The 24331-nt window shown below is 33.4% G+C and carries 19 protein-coding genes; 16 read left to right on the forward strand and 3 right to left on the reverse strand.

The features are described 5' to 3' along the window. The first annotated feature begins 300 nt into the window (after positions 1–300). The 10 genes from ABZP37_RS12965 (at position 301) to ABZP37_RS13010 (ending at position 12433) form a co-directional block, all read left to right on the forward strand. Complete coding sequence (locus ABZP37_RS12965) at positions 301–690, forward strand: DUF1398 family protein (RefSeq protein WP_366183550.1); 390 nt, start codon at positions 301–303, stop codon at positions 688–690. Between the two features lie 161 nt (positions 691–851). Next, on the forward strand, positions 852–1151 hold the full coding sequence (locus ABZP37_RS12970) for an HPF/RaiA family ribosome-associated protein (RefSeq protein WP_366183551.1): 300 nt from the start codon (positions 852–854) through the stop codon (positions 1149–1151). Between the two features lie 223 nt (positions 1152–1374). Further along, positions 1375–2193 carry a 3-methyl-2-oxobutanoate hydroxymethyltransferase gene (gene panB / locus ABZP37_RS12975; RefSeq protein ID WP_366183552.1) on the forward strand — a complete coding sequence of 273 codons (819 nt, stop codon included), beginning with the start codon at positions 1375–1377 and terminating at the stop codon, positions 2191–2193. A 1-nt stretch (position 2194) separates the two neighbouring features. Then, positions 2195–2884: an RNA pseudouridine synthase gene (locus tag ABZP37_RS12980; protein WP_366183553.1), complete on the forward strand. Its 690-nt coding sequence runs from the start codon at positions 2195–2197 to the stop codon at positions 2882–2884. 63 nt (positions 2885–2947) lie between these two features. Beyond that, positions 2948–4315: a hypothetical protein gene (locus ABZP37_RS12985; RefSeq protein ID WP_366183554.1), complete on the forward strand. Its 1368-nt coding sequence runs from the start codon at positions 2948–2950 to the stop codon at positions 4313–4315. A 154-nt stretch (positions 4316–4469) separates the two neighbouring features. Further along, a complete protein-coding gene (locus tag ABZP37_RS12990) occupies positions 4470–5207 on the forward strand; it encodes a nitroreductase family protein (protein ID WP_366183555.1) in 738 nt (245 codons plus the stop codon). A gap of 27 nt (positions 5208–5234) precedes the next feature. Further along, positions 5235–5987 (forward strand): hypothetical protein, encoded by a 753-nt coding sequence (locus tag ABZP37_RS12995; protein ID WP_366183556.1) that lies wholly within the window; start codon positions 5235–5237, stop codon positions 5985–5987. 838 nt (positions 5988–6825) lie between these two features. Then, positions 6826–10170, forward strand: coding sequence for a PAS domain S-box protein (locus ABZP37_RS13000; RefSeq protein WP_366183557.1), 3345 nt, complete (start codon positions 6826–6828; stop codon positions 10168–10170). 38 nt (positions 10171–10208) lie between these two features. Then, positions 10209–11069 carry a neutral zinc metallopeptidase gene (locus tag ABZP37_RS13005; RefSeq protein WP_366183558.1) on the forward strand — a complete coding sequence of 287 codons (861 nt, stop codon included), beginning with the start codon at positions 10209–10211 and terminating at the stop codon, positions 11067–11069. Between the two features lie 428 nt (positions 11070–11497). Then, a complete protein-coding gene (locus ABZP37_RS13010; RefSeq protein ID WP_366183559.1) occupies positions 11498–12433 on the forward strand; it encodes a phosphatase PAP2 family protein in 936 nt (311 codons plus the stop codon). Between the two features lie 275 nt (positions 12434–12708). Here the strand turns inward: ABZP37_RS13010 and ABZP37_RS13015 are convergent, their stop codons facing one another. Beyond that, a complete protein-coding gene (locus ABZP37_RS13015) occupies positions 12709–15849 on the reverse strand; it encodes a DUF3427 domain-containing protein (protein ID WP_366183560.1) in 3141 nt (1046 codons plus the stop codon). After that, complete coding sequence (locus tag ABZP37_RS13020) at positions 15846–16232, reverse strand: (deoxy)nucleoside triphosphate pyrophosphohydrolase (RefSeq protein WP_366183561.1); 387 nt, start codon at positions 16230–16232, stop codon at positions 15846–15848. Before ABZP37_RS13020 ends, ABZP37_RS13015 begins: the two co-directional genes overlap by 4 nt. Positions 16233–16299: 67 nt before the next feature. Here ABZP37_RS13020 and ABZP37_RS13025 point away from each other — a divergent pair, with 67 nt between their 5' ends. Continuing rightward, positions 16300–16569: a hypothetical protein gene (locus tag ABZP37_RS13025; RefSeq protein ID WP_366183562.1), complete on the forward strand. Its 270-nt coding sequence runs from the start codon at positions 16300–16302 to the stop codon at positions 16567–16569. 18 nt (positions 16570–16587) lie between these two features. On the opposite strand, the gene ABZP37_RS13030 is transcribed toward ABZP37_RS13025, so the two are convergent. After that, positions 16588–18123 carry a YifB family Mg chelatase-like AAA ATPase gene (locus ABZP37_RS13030; protein WP_366183563.1) on the reverse strand — a complete coding sequence of 512 codons (1536 nt, stop codon included), beginning with the start codon at positions 18121–18123 and terminating at the stop codon, positions 16588–16590. A gap of 717 nt (positions 18124–18840) precedes the next feature. Here ABZP37_RS13030 and ABZP37_RS13035 point away from each other — a divergent pair. Genes ABZP37_RS13035 through ABZP37_RS13055 form a run of 5 tightly spaced genes read left to right on the forward strand, consistent with a single transcriptional unit; the run spans position 18841 to position 24104 of the window. Further along, complete coding sequence (locus ABZP37_RS13035; protein ID WP_366183564.1) at positions 18841–20313, forward strand: sodium:solute symporter family protein; 1473 nt, start codon at positions 18841–18843, stop codon at positions 20311–20313. Beyond that, complete coding sequence (locus ABZP37_RS13040) at positions 20294–20728, forward strand: GNAT family N-acetyltransferase (protein WP_366183565.1); 435 nt, start codon at positions 20294–20296, stop codon at positions 20726–20728. The genes ABZP37_RS13035 and ABZP37_RS13040 overlap by 20 nt, the downstream gene beginning before the upstream one ends. A gap of 7 nt (positions 20729–20735) precedes the next feature. Then, entirely contained in the window at positions 20736–21890 is a 1155-nt protein-coding gene (locus ABZP37_RS13045; RefSeq protein ID WP_366183566.1) for an amidohydrolase, read from the forward strand. Continuing rightward, positions 21880–23031, forward strand: coding sequence for an alanine racemase (gene alr / locus ABZP37_RS13050; protein WP_366183567.1), 1152 nt, complete (start codon positions 21880–21882; stop codon positions 23029–23031). Before ABZP37_RS13045 ends, alr begins: the two co-directional genes overlap by 11 nt. After that, positions 23031–24104, forward strand: a complete 1074-nt coding sequence (locus ABZP37_RS13055) for an alanine/ornithine racemase family PLP-dependent enzyme (RefSeq protein WP_366183568.1) — start codon at positions 23031–23033, stop codon at positions 24102–24104. The genes alr and ABZP37_RS13055 overlap by 1 nt, the downstream gene beginning before the upstream one ends. Positions 24105–24331 lie beyond the last annotated feature (227 nt).

Here is a 24331-nt window from a genome sequence, read left to right on the forward strand (position 1 = left end):
ATCATTGAGTCTATTTTAACATCGTGCAATATCCCTAAATCACGATTTAAATAACTATTTTATGATTAATTTGTGTTTTTAATTTTCCTTTTGGTTTTGTTTTTACAGTTTTTCTTTGAATATTTATGTATAGTCTTATTAGGTTCTATGCTTCGCTTAAATAAGTTTTGTAAATGCAATAATATAGCTTCAGTGGCTTGAATCAAAAACAGTTTTACAATTTCATTTTCATGCTACCAATTATTCTAATCTTCAATATATTTGTGTAATACAGTATATTTGTTTAAAAAAATTAAAACTATGTTTACCCTATCTCAAATTCAAGCAGCTCATGACAAAGTACAATCAGGTGCCGATTTTTCCAGTTATATTCAAGATTTAATTCAATTGGGTGTCAAAGGATACGATACAATTGTCGCCGACGGTCGTGTTTCTTACTACGGAGACAACGACTATACAACGAGTACTGATAAAAAATACGACACGCTAGCCACTGCTTCAATGCTAAACAAAGAACGATTTATTGAGTTTTTAGTCATGCATCAAGGGGGGCAAACGGATTATTTTACTTTTTGTCAACATGCCGTTCAATGTGGTATTGCTAAATGGCGTGTGGATATTATTGAGATGACTTGTACCTATTCTGATATTTTAGGAAATGCTATTTTAATTGAAAAAATCCCTGATTAATTAATTAACTAAAGTTTTAGAAAATTAAAATAAATACGTAAATTTGAAGAAAGCCCTCCAGTATTAATTTCTTAAATTCATTCTGTTTTTATATAAATTGAAAAATCACTATTCAATTTAACTTTCTTACTCCTATTTATTAACTTAAAAATATATTTTTTATGGAATCAACTATTCAATTTGTACATTCTGAAAGAAACAAAACCGCCGAACATATTGTAACAAAAAAACTAGACTCTTTAACCAACCATTTTGAATGGGTCATACGAGCTAGTGTTATTTTCAAAGAGGAAAAAAATTCCCACGGTAAAGGAAAAATATGTGAAATTACAATGAGTTGCCCTGGACCACGAATATTTGCTACTTCTAACGAAAGTACTTTTGAAATCGCAGCTGCAGAAACAGTAAAAGATATAGAAACCCAATTAAACAAAAGGAAAAGCGAAATAAAAACACATTAATACAGTATTCCTTTTTTATAAAAAAGACTAACAAAGTTACTATTCAAGCGCTTTACAAAGCGAATAGTACCTTTCAAAAAGTGACCTTCATTAAATTATGATAATTTAATGAAGGTCATTTGCATTTAGGATTAGGCTCACTTTAAATTATTTGCTTAATTTTACGCACTAAACGACACAGTTTACCTTAATTCCATAAGGTTTCTATTAAAAATAAAACAGAATGTCCGTAGCAAAAAAAGATTACAAAAGAATTACAACAAAGTCCTTGATTGATATGAAAGAACATGGAGAAAAAATCTCTATGCTTACTGCATATGATTACACCATGGCTAAAATTGTTGACACAGCTGGCGTTGATGTAATCCTTGTAGGTGATTCGGCTTCCAATGTGATGGCAGGACACGAAACAACCTTACCAATTACTTTGGATCAAATGATTTATCATGCATCTTCAGTGGTACGAGCTATTGAAAGATCACTAGTTGTTGTAGATTTGCCTTTTGGAAGCTACCAATCAGACCCAAAAGAAGCTTTGCGTTCCGCTATCAGAATCATGAAAGAAAGTGGTGGACATGCCGTAAAACTCGAAGGTGGTAAAGAAATCAAAGACTCAATCAAAAAAATCCTAAACGCAGGAATTCCTGTCATGGGACATTTGGGTTTAACACCGCAATCGATCTATAAGTTTGGAACCTATACCGTGCGTGCTAAAGAAGATCAAGAAGCCGATAAATTAATGGATGATGCAAAACTATTAGAAAAACTAGGTTGTTTTGCGATTGTTGTAGAAAAAATTCCTGCACATTTAGCCGAAAAGGTTGCTAAAAGTATTTCTATTCCTGTAATTGGAATTGGTGCTGGTGGTAATGTGGACGGACAAGTATTAGTCATTCATGATATGCTAGGAATGAACAACGAATTTAGTCCTCGTTTTTTACGCCGCTATATGAACTTATTTGAAGGTATGACTAGCGCTATTGGTCAATATGTATCAGATGTAAAGTCTCAAGATTTCCCTAACGAAAAAGAACAGTATTAATTTGAAAATAGTATCAACCAAAGATAATTTACAAGTAATTCACGAAGATAATCACCTTATTGTAGTGAATAAGCGTGTGGGAGACCTTGTGCAAGGAGATAAAACTGGCGACAAACCTTTGTCTGAAATTGTCAAAGAATACATTAAAGACAAGTACAATAAACCTGGCGAAGTTTTTTTAGGAGTTGTACATCGTTTGGACAGGCCTACAACTGGAATTGTAGTTTTTGCTAGAACCAGCAAAGCACTCACTCGACTAAACGAACTTTTTAAAAACAGAGAAACTCAAAAAACCTATTGGGCTGTAGTAAAAAATAAACCACCCAAACAAGAGGATAAATTAGTTCATTTTTTAAAAAGAAACGAAAAAAACAACACTTCAAAAGCGCATTTAAAAGAAGTGCCAGATAGTAAATTAGCTAGTTTAGACTACGTTATCATTAAGGAACTCAATAATTACTTTGGTTTAGAAATCAATTTACACACTGGGAGACACCACCAAATTAGAGCGCAGCTTTCAGCCATTGGATGCCCTATTAAAGGGGATCTAAAATATGGCTTTGACAGAAGCAATCCTGATGGTGGAATCCATTTACATGCTCGCAAGTTAATTTTTATTCATCCTGTTAGTAAAGAAAACTTAACATTAATAGCACAAATACCTAATGACATTATTTGGAATATTATTTAAAAAAAAAGTGTAAATTCGCCTACAAATAAAAACATAAAAAAAAATTAATTAAAATTCATCACTATGAGAAACAAATTCCTCTTATTTTTCGGATTATGTGCTTTAAGTATGTCTGCACAAGACCATTTTTCAGGATTACGAAATTCCAATAAAATTGGGGTTTTAAGTGCTAGTACCAATCCTGCAGAACTTATTAACTTGGGTTCTAAATATGATATTAATTTATTTTCATTCAGTATTAGTGCCTCAAATAACAAATTAGGATTTTCAGATCTTGTAGGTTCAAGTAGCGATATTGAGTCAAAGATTTTTGCAGGTAATGAACCAATCAATTTACGTGTAGATGCGGAAGTTTATGGTCCTGGTTTTGCTATGAAAGTAAACAAATGGGCTTTTGGAGTTACCACAAAGTCTTATGTTAAAGCTAACATTGTTGATATAGACTCTAAATTAGGAAAAGCCATTATTGATGGTAATGATAGTGCATTAGTTAGTAATACAATTTTAAAAAGTGACTATAATCAACGTTTGAATGCTACCACATGGGGTGAATTAGGTTTTACTGTTGCAAGAAACTTAATTGACACTGAAAAACATAAAATTAGTGGTGGTGCATCTATTAAATTATTGTTTCCTGGAGCATATGCTAACGTAGGTATCGATAAGTTTCAAGGAAATATAGATTATAAACTTAATGGAGCTATTCCTCCTGCTCCTACTGCATATTTGAATGATGTGAATACAAAACTAAATATTGCTTATTCAGGAAATATTGCAAATTCTAGTGATGTAGCAAGTTCTATTATAGGGAAAATGAATGGAGTTGCTCTTGATTTAGGAGTAAATTACCAATTGAAAGACACAAAAAATAAAGGATATTTATTGAATACTGGTCTTGCCTTTAAAAACATGGGATCAATGACATTTAAGGATCAAAGTAACTCTTCAACTAATTACACCTTAAATATCCCTACAGGAACTACTTTTAATCCTGGACTTGATTTACAATCATTTGAAAACGCTGATGGTCTAAAAGATGTAGAAAAAATTTTAAAAGACAAAAATTATCTAACAACTAATAAAACTGAATCAGATATTAAAGTAAAACTTCCTGCTGTTTTCTCTGCTTATGCTGATATTAAAGTAGTTTCTAAACTTTTCGTTTCTCTTTACACACAACAAAAATTAGGAAATGATAATGACAACGACCAAATTACAACACAAAATGTGGTATCTGTAACCCCTCGTTTTTCATTAAATAACTTTGAACTTTTCTCTTCATGGGCTACTAATGAAATTTCAGGAACTACTGGAGGTGTTGGATTTCGTTTGTACGGTTTTTACATGGGATCAAGTTCTATCATAACTGCTTTAGCTTCTGACACAAAACAAGCGGATTTCTATATGGGCTACCGTTTAGCATTACGCTAATCCATTTCCATTAAGCATACTATTGCTTAAATACTATATTTACCCTCAAATTGATTTTCATTGGTTTCCCAAATAAAATCAGTTTGAGGGTTTTTATTTAAAAATCCTTTAGATTACTTTTACAGTCCTAAAAAAAAGGCAAAACGATATAAACATGGATAGGTACAATGAAAAGAAAGTAAGTGAGGCTATAAAATACAGACGCTCCATTCGAGTTTTTAAAAAAGAAGACTTAGATACAGACAAAGTCAAAGAATGTATTCACCTTGCGTCCTTAGCGCCTACTAGCAGTAACATGCAACTTTGGGAGTTTTATCATATTTGTTCACCTGAAATATTAGCTCAAATTACGGAAGCCAGTTTTTATCAAAATGCGGCTAAAACTGCCAATCAAATGGTGGTAATAGTTGCTAGAAAAGATTTATGGAAAAAAAGAGTCGCTTCAAATATTCGTTTTTTAAAAGAATCCTTTGGAGACAAACAGGAATCAGATTACAGTAAAAGAGAAAAATTTGCTTTACATTATTACCAAAAAATAGTCCCTTCACTCTATTTTGATTTTATTGGTATTTTAGGATACTTTAAATACCTTTATTTCCATATTTTAGGAATATTCAAACCTACTTATAAAGAGTCCAGACGAAGTGATATGCGTATTGTTGCACAAAAAAGCGCTGCCTTGGCAGCCCAAAACTTTATGATTAGTATGGCGGCCATTAATTACGACACCTGTCCTATGGAAGGTTTTGATTCGAAAAGAATTAAAAAAATTCTAAATATTAACAGCACTTCAGAAATTAATATGATTGTTGCTTGTGGGATTCGCGAAGAAAACGGTGTTTATGGAGAACAATTCCGCATTCCAATGGACGAAATTTATTTTAAACTATAATTGTACTCAGAACAAAACACCCCCAAAATGACACAAATTAAAGATCGAATTGAATTTATAAAAACAAACGGTTACCAACTAGATTTTGAAACTATTTTTGCCAAAGTATTTGAAAATTATAAAAAGATCGCTATCTATGCTGGTTTAATGCTTTTTGTATTCGGAATTCTATTAATTGCCATAATCTACGGTGGTTTACTATCGTATTTTGGTATTGAAAAGGTCACAGATATGATCAAACCCGAAAATTTAGAGCCTAAAAATTTCTCCAAAGAGTTTATCATTATCTATTCTGGAGCTGCAATTGTATTTACAGCTATAATCAGCCCTTTTACAGCTGGATTCATAAAAATGGCGTACTGTGCGGAACAAAATGAAGAATTTCATATCTCCACAATTTTTGAATATTACAAACTTCCTTACTTCTTTCAACTTTTTGCTGCCACTTTTATAATTACGCTGTTTAATACTGGTATCTCCACAGGATTAGAACTTATTGGAATTCCATTTATAGGTTCTTTGTTAACTATGGCTGTATCTTTTTTCACCTTATTAACGATCCCTTTAATCATTTTTGGAGAGTTAAAAGTAATAGATGCAATAAGTAGCAGCATTACAATCACATCGAAACAACCTTTTACTATAATCAGTTTAATCGTAGTTTCTATCCTTGCATCGTTAGTTGGGTTAATCGGTTTTTGCATAGGAGTAATTTTCACTATTCCTTTCATTTATTCCCTATATTACATTCTTTACAAGGAGATTATTGGTTTTGAATAACAAATCTATTTTATATTACTATAGTAGTATCCAGCAATATTTTAAATCAGTAAATGAAGATTAGATGATTTTTTTTCTTAAATTTCAATCTTTATAATGGAAAATCATTGAAACCAAAATACCACTTATGTTTTTTTGCTATTCTTTTTTGAGTCATTTCGTTACTAATTTATTCCATTTTTATTGGAGAGTTATCCCTATGGATATTAGTTATTTTTCGCCTATAGACACAATATCTATTGAAAAAAGTTTTTTTAGAACTATGGCCGTTTTTATTACCGTTTTATTTTTTGTGCTACTTTATATTTATTTTAGACCAAAATCAATCTTTAAATCCCGATTTTCTGAAAACTACGTTAGTTTAGATGTAAAAAACAAGGAATACCAAATCTACTTTTTGTACATCGGTATTTTTTTTATTGTATTTGAAACAATATTAGAAACCTTCAAAGTACGACCAAATAGTTTTCTTGTAACCAATATATCGATTGGATTTTTTTTTATATTCATCCATTTTATTAGCAAAAAATATTCTCAATTATTCAATAAAATTCATTTACTGTTTAAATTAATATTTTGTCTCTTTTTTCTAAATGTAACTATTAACATTGTTAATCACCCTACCGATAGTATTCCTTATGTAGGTTTCGTAATTATTTTCCTTTTATCTTATGCAGTTTTCAAACCTATTCGTTACTATTGGTATTTTGTTGGTTATGTTTTTATAATTTTATCCGTACTTTATGCTTTTGCATTAGTTCCGCAAAAATCATTTATTTTATTAATAAACTACTGTTTAATAATACTTTGTGTTAACTTCATAAGACACATCACTTATTTGAATATTAGAAATGAATTTCGATTTTCTAATGATATTGTTCACAAAGGAAATTCCTTAACTATTGCAATCAATCGAAATAAAGAAGTTGTATTTTGTAGTAATAGTATACTTCCTTTATTAGGGTACAGTAGTAATGAAGTAATGGGGCTAAAATTTTTAGAGCTAACAAACAGTATTGAATTTATTGATGAAATGTTCCGTTCAACTTCTTTAGACAATAAATTATTTCTCAAAAATGTAAAATGCAAAGACGATAGTTTCAAGTACATACAATGGAATTGCCAAAAACATTCTGAGGATTTATTTATTATTGTAGGGCAAGATGTTACAGAACAAATTACGATTCAAAAATCATATAAAAATCTAGTTGAAACCGCTAATGACATCATTTTTGAATTAGACCGTTTTGGTAATTATATTTTTATCAATAAATACTCAGAAGTCCTAACAGGCTACAGTTTAAAAGAATTATTTAATTGTAATTTTAAAAAATTAATTCGTCACGATTATAAAGATACCGTTGATAACTTCTACAAGCATCCAACAGATGATATGATTAGTTATCCTGTATTAGAATTTCCTTTTATAAAAAAAGATGGAGAGGAAATTTGGGTCTCCCAAAATGTGGCGATTAACCGCAATGAATCTGGCAAAATCATTGGCTTTTTTGGAATTGCTCGTGATATTACTTTCATTAAAAATAATGAAAAAGAAAAAAGTCTCCAAAATATTAAGAATCAAAAATACAGCTCTGCTCTTAAAGTTTTCACTGAAAAATGTTATTCTCCCACTGAAGATTTAAACACGAAATTAAAAATAATATTAGAACTAACATCTCAAACAGCTAATGTTGAAAGAGTCAGTTACTGGGTCTATAATCATACTCAAATCGATTGCTTATATCTTTATAAGAAAAAAGAAAAAAGTTTCACGAAGGAATCTCCCATTATCAAAAGTAAGTACCCAAACTACTTTTCGATTATTGAAAAAAAACTACAAGTAGTAGCTTCAGATGTCTATACGACTCAAATACCTTTTGAATTTTGTAATGATTACTTTCCTAAAAATAAAATTGTCTCATTATTAGACACCCCAGTTATTATTGATGGAGAATTAAAAGGAATTATTTGTTTTGAATCAACTGAAAAAATTCACAATTGGGATAATCTTGATATTAATTTTGCTCGTTCTGTATCTGATATAGTCGCGATTGTTTTTGAATCAAAAATAAGGATTGATGTTGAAGAAAAATTAAGACATAAAAGTAATCTGCTAGCTGCGATGACCCTTTGTACTGAGAAATTTCTAATCAGCAAGGACATTGACGATATTTTTTCAAATATTCTGATTTTAATGGGTAAATCGACAAAAGCTAATCGTGCTTACTATTATACCTCAAATCTAAAGAACAAAACCATCAGTCAAAAATACCGATGGATTAACAATAATTCTACTTTAACGGATAACAACCCTAACTTACAAAACCTTCCTTTTGAATATTTTGAAGAATTATTAGAACCTCTGTTAGAGAATAAAATTTACAGGGCCACAGTATCTGAAATTGAAAACAGTTCCCTTAAAAACAAACTGCAAAATTTAGAGGTCATTTCATTGATTCTTTTTCCTGTTTTTGTTAAAAATGAATTTCATGGTTTCTTAGGTTTTGACGATACTTCTATAGAAAGGTCTTGGTCTGAGGACGAAATCAATATCTTGCAAACACTAGCTAGACATATTTCAGCTTCATTAGAACGAATAGATTCCGAAACTGTTATTTATGAGAGTGAAGAAAAATTCAGATTATTAGCCAATAATATACCAGGGACAGTATATCTTTCAGAAAACGATCATAACTTCACTAAAATTTATCTAAATGATGAAATAACAAAATTAACGGGCTATAACAAAACTGATTTCCTAGAAAAAAGAATTGCCTTTACGGACTTAATTCATCCTGATGATGTTAAGGACGTATTGCGTGAATCTACTAATAAATTAGCTAAATCAGAAGCTTTTCATTTTAGTTATCGAATCATTAAGAAAAACAAAGAAATTGCTTGGGTAGAAGAATTTGGTGATACCGTGATCAAAAACGGTGAAATTGCTTATATCGAAGGAATTATGCTAGACATAACCAAAAGAAAAGAAGCAGAAAAGGCTTTAGAAAGACAGAAATATGCCGAGGCAGCCAATATAGCCAAATCCGAATTTCTAGCTAATATGAGCCATGAAATCCGAACTCCTCTCAATGGTATCATAGGCTTTACGGATTTATTAATGAAGACCCAACTAAGTGACAACCAACTCAAGCACATGGTTACGGTCAATCAATCTGCAATTTCACTATTAGGAATTGTAAATGATATCTTGGATTTCTCCAAAATTGAAGCCGGAAAACTCGAATTATATATTGAAAAAACGGAAATTAAAGAGTTACTCATTCAAATTATTGATTTAATATCCTATGAGTCCAATCTAAAAAAACTCGATTTACAACTCCAATTAGCGCCAGATGTTCCTAAATATTTTTGGATTGATGTGGTACGAGTGAAACAAATATTAATTAACCTTTTGTCAAATGCTGTAAAATTCACCAATAAAGGTTTTGTTAAATTGGAAATAATCAATCTCAGTGAAATTTCAGATTCTCAAAATCAAATTCGTTTTGCAGTAATAGATTCTGGAATTGGAATTTTAGAAAAAAATAAAAAACGTATTTTCAATGCCTTCTCACAAGAAGATAATTCTACCACCAAAAAATTTGGAGGTACTGGATTAGGACTTACCATTTCAAACAAACTACTAAGTTTGATGAATAGTCAATTAGAAGTGAAAAGCGAAATCAATAAGGGAAGTACCTTTTATTTTGATTTAGAAATAAAAACCTCTAATCAAAATGCAAAAACCGATCTTATTCTTATAAATGAAATTGAAAATGATTATTTAAATAGTTTATCAGAACTCAAAAATAATAAACCAACCATAATGCTTGTTGAAGATAACAAAATCAACATGCTCTTGCTAAAAACAATTCTAAAAAATATTATTCCAAAAGCTTTAATTTTCGAAGTTCAAAATGGTTTAGAATGCATTGAACAGTTTGAAACAATAAGTCCAGATATTATTTTTATGGACATTCAAATGCCTATAATGAATGGATATGAGGCAACCAAAACCATCCGTCAACTTCCATTAGGAAAAAATACTCCAATTATTGCCATTACAGCTGGTGCCGAGAAAGAAGAAAAAGACAAATGCCTCTCTGTAGGGATGAATGATTATATTGCAAAACCAATAGTAAAAGGAATTATTGAAGAAAAATTAGCCTTCTGGTTAAGTTAATGCACCAATAAACCATATAACAGTTAAACATAAAAACCATGAAATGGAAAGGTAGAAGACAAAGTGACAATGTTGAAGATAGAAGAGGAATGTCAGGCGGTGGAAAAGCCGTTGTAGGTGGTGGAATTATTGGAATTGTCATTTTATTATTAAATGTTTTTGGTGGTGAAAACGCCCAAATGATTACTCCCATCCTAGAGCAAATGAATCAAGGTCAATCTGCTCCTACTGAACAACGGGACTTAACTGCAGCTGAAATCGAAGAGCAACAATTTGTAAAAACCATTCTGGCAGATAGTGAAGATGTTTGGTCCAAAGTATTTGCCGAAAATAATATTACCTACAAAAAACCAAAAATAATCCTATTTGCAGGAGGCGTAAATACAGCTTGTGGATCTGCAACCTCTGCATCTGGTCCATTTTACTGTCCTGGAGATCAAAAAATCTATATGGATTTAGCTTTTTTTGAAGAACTAAAAACCAAATTTGGCGCACAAGGTGGTGACTTTGCCACCGCTTATGTAATAGCGCACGAAATAGGTCATCACGTACAAACCTTACTAGGGACATCCGCTAAAATGAGAGAAATGCAACAAGGAAAAAGCAAAACCGAAGCTAACAAACTCTCCGTCGCTCTGGAACTACAAGCCGATTTTTATGCCGGTTTATGGACACATTATAACCAAAAAATGAATCATGTTTTAGAGGTTGGCGATATTGAAGAAGCCTTGAGTGCTGCTCATGCCGTAGGTGATGATGCCATTCAAGCCAAAATGCAAGGACATATCGTTCCGGAATCCTTTACGCACGGAACCTCAGAACAACGCAAATATTGGTTTATGAAAGGTTACAATTCAGGCGATATTCAACAAGGAAATACCTTTGCCGAAATTCGATAGTAAAACACTATGTTATTGAAAAAGTAAAAATTAAAGTTACCACAAATTCACACGAATAAAACTAAACCACTCCTATGGACTTAAAATCCATAGATTTGGTTGGCAGACTTAAAGTCAGCAAGGATGAATTACACAAAAAAAAAATTAGCCACTGATTAAATTGATTTCTACAGATTAAATCCTTCTAATCCAAATAATCTTCGGCAAAAAGTTTTTAGAAGCTAAAGCGAAATGCACTAAAGTACATAGTTTTAACTATAATTTGAGACCAATAAAGTAGTCAAAAAAAATAAAAATCGTCCTATTATTCCATTTTAAGTTTAAAAATTTGTTCAATTCGTAGCCGAAAATATCGTTCAACTCTTAATTTTATTTAATTCTAATAAACTGTACATTTGCCACAACAAACAAAATCGCACTAATTTCTTATGACAAAAATTACCCTATTCATTTTCTTATTAGCATCAATGAGCAGTTTTGCACAGGTTGACAGTTTATCAATCCAAAAAGAAAATCGTTTTAAAGTAGCTTCAACAGTTCTAAAAAACAGCATATTGACTGTTCCAGGAGATTTTACCGAAATGGGACATACTCTTTCCAGCAATTGGAAACGCACAGCCCTATATGCCGGAGGAATTGTTGGATTAATAGCCACCGATAAAATTACAACAGGCTATTTACATGATCAAATAGAACCCTCAATAAAGTATTCTCTTCCAAAAATTGATATCCTTAAATCCGGGGTTGACTGGTCTCAAGGAAATAATGCATATATCATCTACCCTATTTTAGGATTGTATGCTGGCTCATTTGCTGCCAACCATGAAAAAGGACAAGTTGTTGCCGTAAATGCCATAAAATCCATCACTTACTCATTTGTAATTTCACATTTACTTTTAAAAACAATCACTGCCAGAAACAGGCCTCATCGTCCTATAAACGGGGATGATCCTGCAATTGCTCCTTGGACAAAAGACAATTGGGATTTTGGAAATTTCCACAAACCTTATGTAAGTTCACAAACAGACGGAACATCCTTTCCTTCCTTTCACGCCACCTTTTATTTTTCGGTGGCTAAAGTGTTCCAAATGGAATACAATAACTATTGGATTCCTTATACAATTGCCACTGGCGTATTTCTATCAGATATAAAAACTCATAACCATTGGGTTTCTGATTTATTAGTCGCTGGATTAGTGGGAACCATCATCGGAAGATCCGTAGTTAATAGTAGCCGCAAACAAATCGCCAAAAACAACAATACAGCCGTAATTCAAGACCCACAAAAATTCAAAATGACCAAAAAACTCGTACCTCAAGTATCCAGTTCCATGATAGGATTGCATTTTGTAGGCAGTTTTTAAGAACATACAACCATATCCAAACGTCCGTTAGAGTTTCATAACCCTAACGGACGTTTTCTTTATATCCAAACTTCATTTTTTTTCAGGAGCCACTTCCTGCCCTACGCGCCACTCTTATTTATAGTCTTGTTTTTTTCTAAGGCCAAAAAGGAGCTTCTTTCAGTCGCTCTTTTTGTCCAAGAAAAAATGCAAGCCTATTGCATAAGGAGTTCTGCTGCGGTCAGGGCTAGGGGAATTTGGGGGAATGATGACGATTATTTTAAATGAAGTATATGTTAACCGACAGACATTTTAGCAGATTCTTTCCACAGATAGTTTGGTATCGGCTCACTAAGTTCCCATTTTATATTCATTGGTTTAGCACCTTCCGTTTCAATAAAATTTGCATCCCCAATAAAAACATACCCCATTGTATTTCCATTTTCATCAGTTGCTTTTTCTCGTACAAAAAGTAGTATTTTTTTATTGTTTTCTTGATGCTTGATATATGATAATCCTTTTGTAGTCTCAGGACCGTACGCGTTATGAGATTGCCAGTGAAATAAAGTTTCACTTATTGCATAATCATCATACATTGTAGTTGGTGAGAAATTTTCATCAGATTTAATCAAATTAATGAAAAGTATTTCCGTATTCAAACTTTTACTGCTAGCAGCTCCTTCTCTATTGGATGATTTTTTTTCAAAAGTACTTAATCCAAATGCTGTTAGAATTTGATCTCTAGTATAGCGTGCGTGTAATTTCAATGGCTGTAAATAAGGAAGTTCTATTTCAATTTCCTTGAAATCAATTCTATCAATTAAGATTTCTAAAATTTCAATTATTTCTTTAACTAATACCTTATTCTTACCAATTTCGTTTATACTATCTTCTAATGAATTAAAACCTCCAGCATTTTGCCAAACGTCATAATGTAGCATTAAAAGCATTATTTGTTCGTTTTCAGAAAAATCAACAATATTTACATTAAAACCTTGTTTGGCAATCCTTAAAATAAAATTGAAATAACTTGTTGATTTTGTCGCTAGCCATTTTTTACTAATAGCAGACAAAATTTGCTTTTCATTTACATTCTCGAAATTTTCTATAACTCCTGCTCTTTCACAAAGTCTTGACCAGCTATCTTTTTTATAGATGGATTCCAATTGAATATTATTTAACTCAATGAAATTTTGCAAAGTTAACGGTAGAGTTGTTTGATGCTGAAAATTTGTAATCTTAATAATGAGTTGATTCACGTTTAATGACGTAGCTTTTTTAATATTTTCTAATATCGTTTCTTTAGCTTTCTTCTCCAAAACAATTGAACATCCTAAAGGCAAATGAGGAAAATCATCTTCAATTTCTTTAAGAACAGAAGTATTTGTTTTTCCGATCAACGCTCTAAACTTATTTTCAAAATCATATTCAGGTCTAGAATTACCTACAAAATCTAAAACAGTAAGACAGTCTTTTCCTTCTGCTAAACGTAGTCCACGCCCTAACTGTTGCAGAAAAACAGTTAAGCTTTCCGTTGGGCGCAGAAACAAAACCGTATCAATTTCTGGAATATCAACTCCTTCATTAAAAATATCTACAACAAATAAATAATTGAATTCTTTTTTCTTGAATTCATTCCTGATTATTTCTCTATCCTTAGAATTATTACTAGTTAAGTATGCCGATTTCAATCCCGCTAAATTGAACTTTTCACTCATAAAAACAGCGTGTTCAACTGTAACACAAAATCCAATGGCTCGAACTTCGTTGATATCGTTCAAATATTTATTAAGATTTGCAATTATCTCACCAATACGAACATTATTCTTAGTGTAGAGACTTGTTAATTCACTCGCTACATATTTTCCCTTTTCCCATTTTACAGTAGTCAAGTCTATACTATCTGTAATTCCAAAATATTGAAATGGTGACAATAGTTTTTTATTTAATGCTTCCGGAAGCCTAATTTCAGCTGCAATACGACCACAAAAGTCATCTAAAATATTTTCACCATCCATTCTTTCAGGTGTTGCAGTTAAACCTAGTAAAATTTTAGGCTTAAAATAGTTTAATATCGGTCGATAAGTTGAAGCTGAAATATGGTGAACTTCGTCTACTATAATAAAATCATAATATTCTGGAGAAAGTTTAATATCTTTTAAACTATTATTTAAAGTTTGAACTGATGCAAAAACATATTCATTACTCGAAGGAGATAATCCATCAACCCATAAATCCCCAAAATTATTATCTTTTAAAACGCCTTGAAAAGTTGCTTTAGCTTGTTGCAAAATTTCTTTTCTATGTGCTACAAAAAGTAACCGAGATGACTTATTACTAGTTTTAAATCTTTTATAATCAAATGCAGAAACCACAGTTTTTCCAGTACCAGTAGCTGCAACTAATAAATTTTTAAATCTATTGTGAACTGATCTTTCAACTTCTAATTTTTCAAGTATTTCAAGTTGGTAATGGAAAGGTTTAATATCAAAGAAATTCGTATTAGCAATATATTCTTTTGAAAACTTACCGTCTCTCAATGCTTTAACTAACTTTTCAGAATGAATATTTTTATCAAATAATTCAAATTCTGCATTTTGCCAATAGGATTCAAAAGTCTTTTTAAACTTATCAATTATATGACTAACCTCCTTCGTTGTAACCTTTAAATTCCATTCTAAACCATCAGTTAAAGCCGAACGAGAAAAGTTAGAAGAACCTATGTAACCTGTGTGAAAACCAGTATTCCTTTGAAATAAATAAGCTTTTGCATGAAGTCTTTCATTTCCTGTGTTATATGAAACTTTAACTTCTGTATTATCTAATGAGGCTAAAAGCTCAACTGCTTTTGCATCAGTTGCACCTATATAAGTAGTGGTTATCACTCTTAGCTTACCACCTCTACTTGTAAATTCTCTAAGTTCTTTTTCTAGAATTCTAATTCCTTTCCATTTAATAAAAGAAACCAACAAATCAATTTTATCAGATGATAAAATTTCTTTTCTCAATTCACTTTCAAGAGTAGTTCCTGAATTTCCGCCTGTAAAAAGTTCACTGTGAATTAACCTAGTATATGGTGTAATTTCTTTTAGATGTAAATCTAAATCAGTAAAGTGAGCGTCAATTTTGGTAAAAACTGCTTTTAACAACTTTCCTTCGGTCTCTATTAAATCGTCTTCAAACTCTTCTTTTTTTAATTCTTCTTTCAAAAACAAAATAATCTTATTGGCTATTTCTATTTGATGGTCTATAACATTATCTCCTTTAATTAAAGTAAATGCATGTCGAATAGTTTTACCAATATGTTCAGATAATAATTGTGCCGCTTCTGCCTTATCAATTAAACTTGTTTTAACTTGAAATGAATCTTTTTCTAATTCGTTTAATTTTACTTGTACTAGCTTAGTCACTAACTGTTCGTATAGACCTTGAATCATAGGTATTTATTTATTAGTTCTTCAACAATTGGCAAATCGGCTTCAGCCCAATCTAAATTTCTTAATTCAGACTTATCTAGTAATTTATATTCTTTGTGTTCTAAAAGTTTAATCTCGCCTGAAAGATAATTTGCTACAAATGGAATTAACTTTATTTCAAAAGTACCATAACTATGAATACTTTCATTTAGCTTTTTTACAATTTCTATATCAATATTGATTTCTTCTTTTATTTCACGAATAATGCATTCTTCTTCAGTTTCTTTATTTTCTAATTTTCCACCTGGAAATTCCCATTTTAGTGGTAATTTCATTTTTTCACTTCTTTGTGTAACCAAAATTTTATTATCAAAAAATATTATAGCGCATGTAACGTTAATCATAACCCTTTTTATTAATTTTAATTTTTATAATATATCAATCTTTAAATTCCAAAACAACTAAAAAACAATGTATTTAAACGAAAAAATATTATTTTTAGAACAAATTCTTAGTTTACCCGAAGATAATTTCGCAGATAGTTTTAAAACAGACATCGCGTTTTACTTCGACGAAGATTTCTCAATTGAAAACACCAATTTATCATTTCTAGAAAATTTTCAATCAAAAACTGAAATAGAAAATTGGGTCAGTAAACTCACTTCGAGATTTGTATTAAAATTTGATGCCGATTTTGAATCAGAAAATGACTTTATCTACGATTACCTCACTAACGGATAACCTCAACACAACACCACTCTACCCCAACCAACCGTCACGGTCCAAGCTTCGGTACTGGATGGCTTCGGATATGTGCATGGCTTCTACCTTTGGTGCTGCTTCGAGGTCGGCTATGGTTCTGGCTACTTTCAGGATTCGGTCGTAAGCACGTGCCGAAAGGTTGAGACGTTCCATGGCGGTTTTGAGTAATAGCTTGGAGGCATCGTCTAGGGCGCAATACTCCCGAATCAGTTTACTGCTCATTTGGGCGTTGTAGTGTACGTTTTCTAGGGCTTCAAAACGCAGGGACTGAAACTCACGCGCCGCCGTCACCCGTTTGCGAATGTCGACACTGGCTTCGGCTTTGCGGTCATCGGATAGTTTTTCGAAAGGCACCGGCGTGACTTCGATATGAATGTCGATTCGGTCCAACAACGGACCGGATATTTTACTCAAATAGCGTTGCATTTCGTGTGGGGACGAAGTTTGTGGCGCATCGGGATCGTTAAAAAAACCACTCGGACTCGGGTTCATACTCGCCACCAACATAAACGACGACGGATAAGTCACAGTAAACTTGGCTCTGGAGATGGTGACTTCACGGTCTTCAAGCGGTTGACGCATGACTTCGAGCACATCACGCTTGAACTCGGGCAACTCGTCTAGGAACAAAACCCCGTTGTGCGCCATCGAGATTTCGCCCGGTTGTGGGTAACTCCCGCCTCCGACAAGGGCCACGTTCGAGATCGTGTGATGGGGACTACGAAACGGCCGTTGGTTCATCAATCCTCCTTCTTTCAGCTTACCTGCTACCGAATGGATTTTGGTGGTTTCTAAGGCTTCCCGCAAGGTCATAGGCGGTAAAATACTCGGCAAACGCTTGGCCAACATGGTTTTTCCGGCGCCAGGTGGTCCAATGAGAATTATATTATGACCACCGGCAGCCGCAATTTCCATACAGCGCTTAATAGACTCCTGTCCTTTGACGTCACTGAAATCAAATTCTGGAAAATCTAAATCTTTATAGAACTCGGCCCTCGTATCAATTATAGTCGGTTCTAAAGTGCCTTTGCCTTCAAAAAAATCAATGACTTCGCATACATTTTCGATTCCGTAGACATCCAATCCTGCTACGATTGCGGCTTCTTTGACGTTTTGGATTGGCAGAAAAAAACCTTTTAACCCCTCTTCTTTGGCTTTGATAGCAATAGGCAAAGCCCCTTTGATGGGTTGCAAACTACCGTCAAGCGACAATTCGCCCATGATGATGTATTTATCTACTTCCTCTGCTTTAATTTGTCCTGAAGCCACCAAAATTCCAATTGCCAAGGTCAAATCATAGGCCGAACCTTCTTTTCGCAAATCGGCAGGCGCCATGTTGATGGTGATTTTTTTACCAGGCAGATTGTAACCATTATTTTTGAGGGCTGCTGCAATTCGGTAACTACTTTCCTTGATGGCGTTGTCGGGCAAACCCACTAAGTGATAGCCAATTCCTTTGTCTATATTTACTTCTACGGTGATGGTGGTCGCTTCGACTCCAAAAACGGCACTTCCAAAAACTTTAACTAGCATGGCGGGTATATTTTATCAAGATTTTACAATTATAAAAATATAGAATTATCTTATAAAAAAAACATGGACTAGAAAATAAATAATAGACGGTGTTTTAACAACAAATGTGCTTAGTTTTAAGCTAGTTTTTACCGGAAAGGCGAAAAGGGAAAAGCGTAACGTTCGCTAAGGATTTGAGTGATATAGAAATAAACTTTGGGTATATTGAATAAATAAGTTGTGTTGCTACTTAATCTATTACTGGCTCGCAGATTTTGCAGATTCAGCAGATTTCTCATCTACTTCATCTGCTAGAATCTGTGAAATCTGCGTGCTGTTTTTTTTTATATTTAAGCATGTATTGTAAAAGCATTTCGACAACACTCACTGTGACGCAAAGTTGTTTTATATCACCTATCATTCTGTCAGATCTAGCGAAGTAGAGAACCGTTAAAACCTACAGTTTCTCTTAACAAAAAAGCATCTCCATTGCACTCAATCCAGTAGCAACAGTTCCATTTTTACTAGCTTTTTAGATATAAATCCTTACCTTTGCGGGAGTTTATTCGGTTTTCAGGGCTAAAAAGTGATTTTTATTCAATATTTCACCATCGCTATTCTATGATTTCAATTGATCGAAATCAGACTGAAACACCATCATTATGTGCAGGGTACTGCATTCATTGCCTTTGGAAAAATTCCTTATACAGGCTAATAAATAATCTGAAATATCAAACAATGCAAGTAATAGATTATCTAATCTTTGTCGTTTATATGCTAGCTATGCTAGGAGTTGGCTATTACTTTTTCAAAAAAAACAAAACTGCAGAGGATTTTTACGTCAGCGGACGGAATATGAGCAGTTGGCACATTGGTTTGTCGGTTGTGGCTACTGATGTGGGGGGAGGTTTTTCTATCGGTCTTGGAGGATTGGGTTTCACCATGGGATTATCGGGCTCTTGGATGCTTTTCACAGGATTAATAGGTGCTTGGTTGAGTGCCGTATTTTTAATTCCGAAAGTCAGCGAACTGGGACACAAACATAAATTCTTTACTTTTCCACAGATTTTTGAACACTTTTATTCGGCCAAAGTAGCTTTGTTGGCAGGGATTATTTCTGCGATAGGTTACATTGGTTTTACAAGTTCACAGGTTTTGGCTGGAGCCAAATTAGCTTCCGCTACGATTGAAGGATTAAATCTACAAACTGCCTTGATAGTCATGGGGTTAATTGCAGTTATCTATACTGCTATTGGAGGTTTAAAAGCCGTGATTTATACTGATACCATACAATGGACGATTCTAATTTGTGGCTTGGTGTTCATCGGAATTCCAATAGCTTATAACGCTGTTGGTGGATATGATGTAATAAAAAGTTCCCTTGCTCCTGAGTATTTATCATTGACCAATATTTCGGGTTACCAAATCTTCAATTGGTCTATAACCATCATTCCGATTTGGTTTGTGGGAATGACTTTATACCAGCGTATATACGCAAGTAAAGGCGAAAAAGAAGCCAAGAAAGCGTGGTTGATTGCTGGAGTTTTTGAATGGCCTATTATGGCATTTATGGGCGTTAGTTTAGGCCTTTTAGCCAAAGTAGCTGCCAACCAAGGAATGTTTGCAGGAATTACAGACGCTTCGGGTATGGATAGCGAAATGGGATTGCCTATTTTACTAGCCACTATTTTACCTGTTGGATTAATGGGACTGATGCTTTCTTCTTATTTTTCGGCAATACTTTCTACCGCTGATAGTTGCTTGATGGCTGCCTCAGGAAATATTGTCACTGATATTATTGCCAAGTTTTCGAAAAAAGAATTAACCCATAAAAAAGAACTGCAATTGTCTCAAATCGTGACTTTACTAGTCGGTGTTTTTGCAATTTTGTTGGCTTCGCAAATGCAAAACGTGCTTGAACTCATGCTTTACTCCTATGCCTTTATGGTTTCGGGTTTGTTTGTTCCGGTATTGGGCGCATTATTTTGGAAAAAAAGCCATCCTATAGCCGCATTTTGGAGTATGTTACTAGGTGGAAGCACCACTATTGTTCTGATATTAACCAAAAATAAATTACCTTTAGGAATACAACTGCCACAAAATTTAGACGCAAACGCTTACGGCATTAGCGTGTCATTAATCGTTTTTGTCGCATTATCAATTTATCACACTAATAAAAAAGAAAAACAGCATGGAATTCAAGATATTTAATAGCACTACAGGAGAAGATAAAACATTGACCAATCAAGTTATTGCTCAATTCCTTTTCACTCACCTTGAAGAATACGGAGATAAAATAGATGACATTTTAAAATGCATTGCCTACGCCATGAATCCTCATAAAGGAGGAAATGTTGTGGTGGCTAAGGATGAAGGTAAAATTGTTGGGATTACGGTTATTAACAATACTGGAATGAAAGGTTTTATTCCTGAAAATATCTTGGTCTATATCGCGGTTGACAATAGCCAACGTGGAAAAGGATACGGAAAACAGTTGATGCAAAAAGCAATTGACATCACTGATGGTGATATCGCTTTGCATGTTGAACCCAATAATCCTGCTAAAATTCTATACGAAAAACTAGGTTTCACGAACAAATACCTAGAAATGCGTCTTATCAAATAAACTAAAAATGGAGAAATTGAATTTGAATACCACTGAATTAATTACTTTACGTAAAGATTTACATAAACATCCAGAAGTAGCTTTAAATGAAAACAATACAGCACAAAGAATTTGTTCTTTCCTCGAAAAATACCCTCCCGATGAACTCATCACTGAAGTTGGAGAAACAGGAATTCTTGCCATTTACAACGGAAAGGCAAAAGGTAAAACTGTAGTCTTTAGAGCAGAACTAGACGGATTGCCAATTACTGAAATCAATACCTTTGACCATAAATCAATTTTCGAAGGTGTGTCTCATAAATGCGGACACGACGGACACATGGCTATACTTTGCGGATTAGCATCTCAATTACACGCTAACAGACCTGAAACAGGAAAGGTAGTTCTATTATTCCAACCTGCCGAAGAAGATGGTCAAGGGGCTGTAAAAATTGCTCCTGATCCTCGTTTTAAAGCCTTAGAACCTGATTACATTTTTGCTTTACACAATTTACCTGGTTATCCAAAAAATCAAATTTTGGTCAAAAACCATACTTTTACTTGTGCCGTGAATAGTATTATTATCAAATTAAATGGTAAAACATCTCACGCAGGCGAACCAGAGAAAGGAATCAATCCTGCTTTGGCTTTAGCCGAAATCACGACGCAGTTTCTAGGACAAATTCAAGCAGATATCTCGAAAGACAACTTTTGTTTGATTACGCCCATTTATTCGAAAATGGGTAAAAAAGCTTATGGTGTATCAGCAGGAAGCGGACAAACACATTTTACAGTAAGAAGCGACAGCAATGACCAAATGAAAATAATTGAAACTACACTTGAAAATATAGCCCAGTCAATTGCCGAGAAATACCACCTAGAAATAAAAATACGATGGACACAAAGTTTTCACGCCAATGAAAACAATATAGAAGCGGTAGATTACGTACGTCAATCAGCCAAAATAAACGGATTTGAAAAAGTCGAAAAAGAGTTCCCGTTTACCTGGGGCGAAGATTTTGGAATTTTCACTCAACAATATTCCGGTGCCATGTTCGGATTGGGTTCTGGACTAGAGACTCCTGCCCTTCACAATCCTGATTACGATTTCCCCGATGAAATTATTGGAACTGGAGTCGCTATCTTTCATCAAATTGCCAAACAAATTACTGATGCACACTAATTCAATTATAGAGCTTAGCCAATCTGCTTTAGAAAAAAACATAGCTTTTTTGCGAAAAACATTTGGCAAAAAAGTTATCCTTTCCTCTGTTGTCAAAGGAAATGCTTATGGTCATGGACTAGCCGAATTTGTAACCATGGCAAATGATTGTGGAATAACTCATTTTTCAGTTTTTGATGTCGAAGAAGCTAAAATAGTTCATACTACTCTGCAAGACAAAGTTACCATTATGGTCATGGGATTGGTTTCTGATGAAGATATGGAATGGGTAGTCACCAAGGGTGTTGAATTTTTTGTTTTCGAAAAAAACCGTCTCAACAAAGCCATCAAAACAGCTAAGATTTTGCGAAAAAAAGCAAAAATTCATGTTGAAATAGAAACAGGAATGAACCGAACTGGTTTTGACAAAAAAGAATTAACTAGCGTCATTGCTATTCTTAAAAAAGAAAGTGAACAGCTTACTTTCAAAGGACTTTGTACCCATTATGCTGGAGCAGAAAGCATCGCTAACTACTACCGAATTGATAGGCAAATCAAGAAATTTGAAGAAGCGTATCAATACGTTTGCGCCAATAATATAAAACCTGAAATCAAACACTCCGCTTGTTCTGCCGCTTCGATGATGTTTCCACAAACAAGAATGGATTTGGTTCGTATTGGAATCATGCAATATGGTTTATGGCCAAGTCCAGAAGTCTTTGTCAATTACCTAAATACCAAAAAAAGCAAAATCGATCCTTTGAATCGCGTGATTACTTGGAAAAGTAAAATCATGAACATTAAAACGGTGAATGCTGGTGAATTTATTGGGTATGGAAATAGTTTTTTGGCCGAAAAAAAAATGACAATCGCAGTAATTCCTATTGGTTATTCTCATGGATATAGTCGTTCTTTGAGTAATCAAGGACGTGTTTTAATTAACGGTCACCGTTGTGTAGTGGTGGGGTCTGTTAATATGAATATGATGACGGTAGACATAACCGATATTGGAAACGTAAAAAAAGAAGACGAAGTAATACTCATAGGAAAACAAGATGAAGTCTCTGTTTCTATAGCTTCTTTCAGCGATTTAAGCAACCAACTTAATTATGAATTGCTCACCCGAATTTCCAAAACAATACCCAGAAAAATAATAGAATAATGGCTTTTATAAAATTATACCGCAACAAACTGCAAGAAAATTTCACATTCTTAGACGAGATTTTTAAATCCCGTAATATAGATTGGGGAGTTGTTTCTAAACTTTTATGTGGCAACACCATATACATTAAGGAAATTATTGCTTTGGGAGTGAAAGAAATTCATGATTCCCGAGTAAGCAACTTGAAGAAAATAAAAGAAATTAATCCTGATATTCAGACGGTTTACATCAAACCTCCTGCAAAAAGAAGTATAGAGCGCATTGTTCGCTATGCTGACGTGAGCTTCAACACCGAAAAATATACCATTCAATTACTTTCAGAAGAAGCACAAAAACAGAATAAAATCCATAAAATCATTATTATGATCGAAATGGGGGATTTACGTGAAGGTGTGATGGGTGAAGAATTAATTGCCTTTTACGGCGAAATTCTAAAATTACCCAATATAGAAATCAGAGGTATAGGAACCAATCTCAACTGCTTGAGCGGTGTCATGCCTACCCAAGACAAACTGATCCAACTGAGTTTGTACAAACAATTGATTGAAGCCAAATTTAATATCAGCATTCCATGGGTTTCTGGCGGAACATCCGTAGCTGTACCTTTGATATTAAAAAATGCTCGACCGATGGCAGTCAATCATTTTAGAATTGGAGAAGCATTATTTTTCGGAAAAGACCTTTTTACAGGCGAAACTATGAATGGCATGCATAACGATGTTTTCAAACTTTTTGCAGAAATTATCGAAATCACCGAAAAACCCAATACTCCAACAGGAGAACTCGGAGAAAACGTTGCTGGAAATACTCTTACCGTAGATGAAAATGTTGATTTCGGTAAAACTTCCTTACGAGCCATACTTGACATAGGGCTACTAGACATGCAACCCCAGTATTTACAAGCCGAAGATGATAAAATAACTATTGTAGATGCCAGTTCAGATATGTTAGTGATTGACATTTCTAAATCGGACAAGAGGTACAAAATTGGAGACTTAGTAAGTTTTAAACTCCAATATATGGGAGCACTATATCTTTTGAACTCTGATTATATTGAAAAAAAAACAGAATAACTTGTTAAACACATGTAGTTTAACCTTGTAACCGTTTTTGTTTTGTTATTGAATTAAAGTTTAAATCATATTGTTATTGAAGGTTTTTATTGGAGATGTTTGATCCGTGTCTAAAAGTACAAAGTATTTCAGATGGAAAAACCCAATCAAAAATTAAAGATTTTATGTCTATCAACGTAAAATCTGAAATATCATCCTGTAAGGAAATGGTAGTTAAACCCATCAAC

The sequence above is a fragment of the Flavobacterium ovatum genome (assembly GCF_040703125.1).
Lineage (GTDB): Bacteria > Bacteroidota > Bacteroidia > Flavobacteriales > Flavobacteriaceae > Flavobacterium > Flavobacterium ovatum.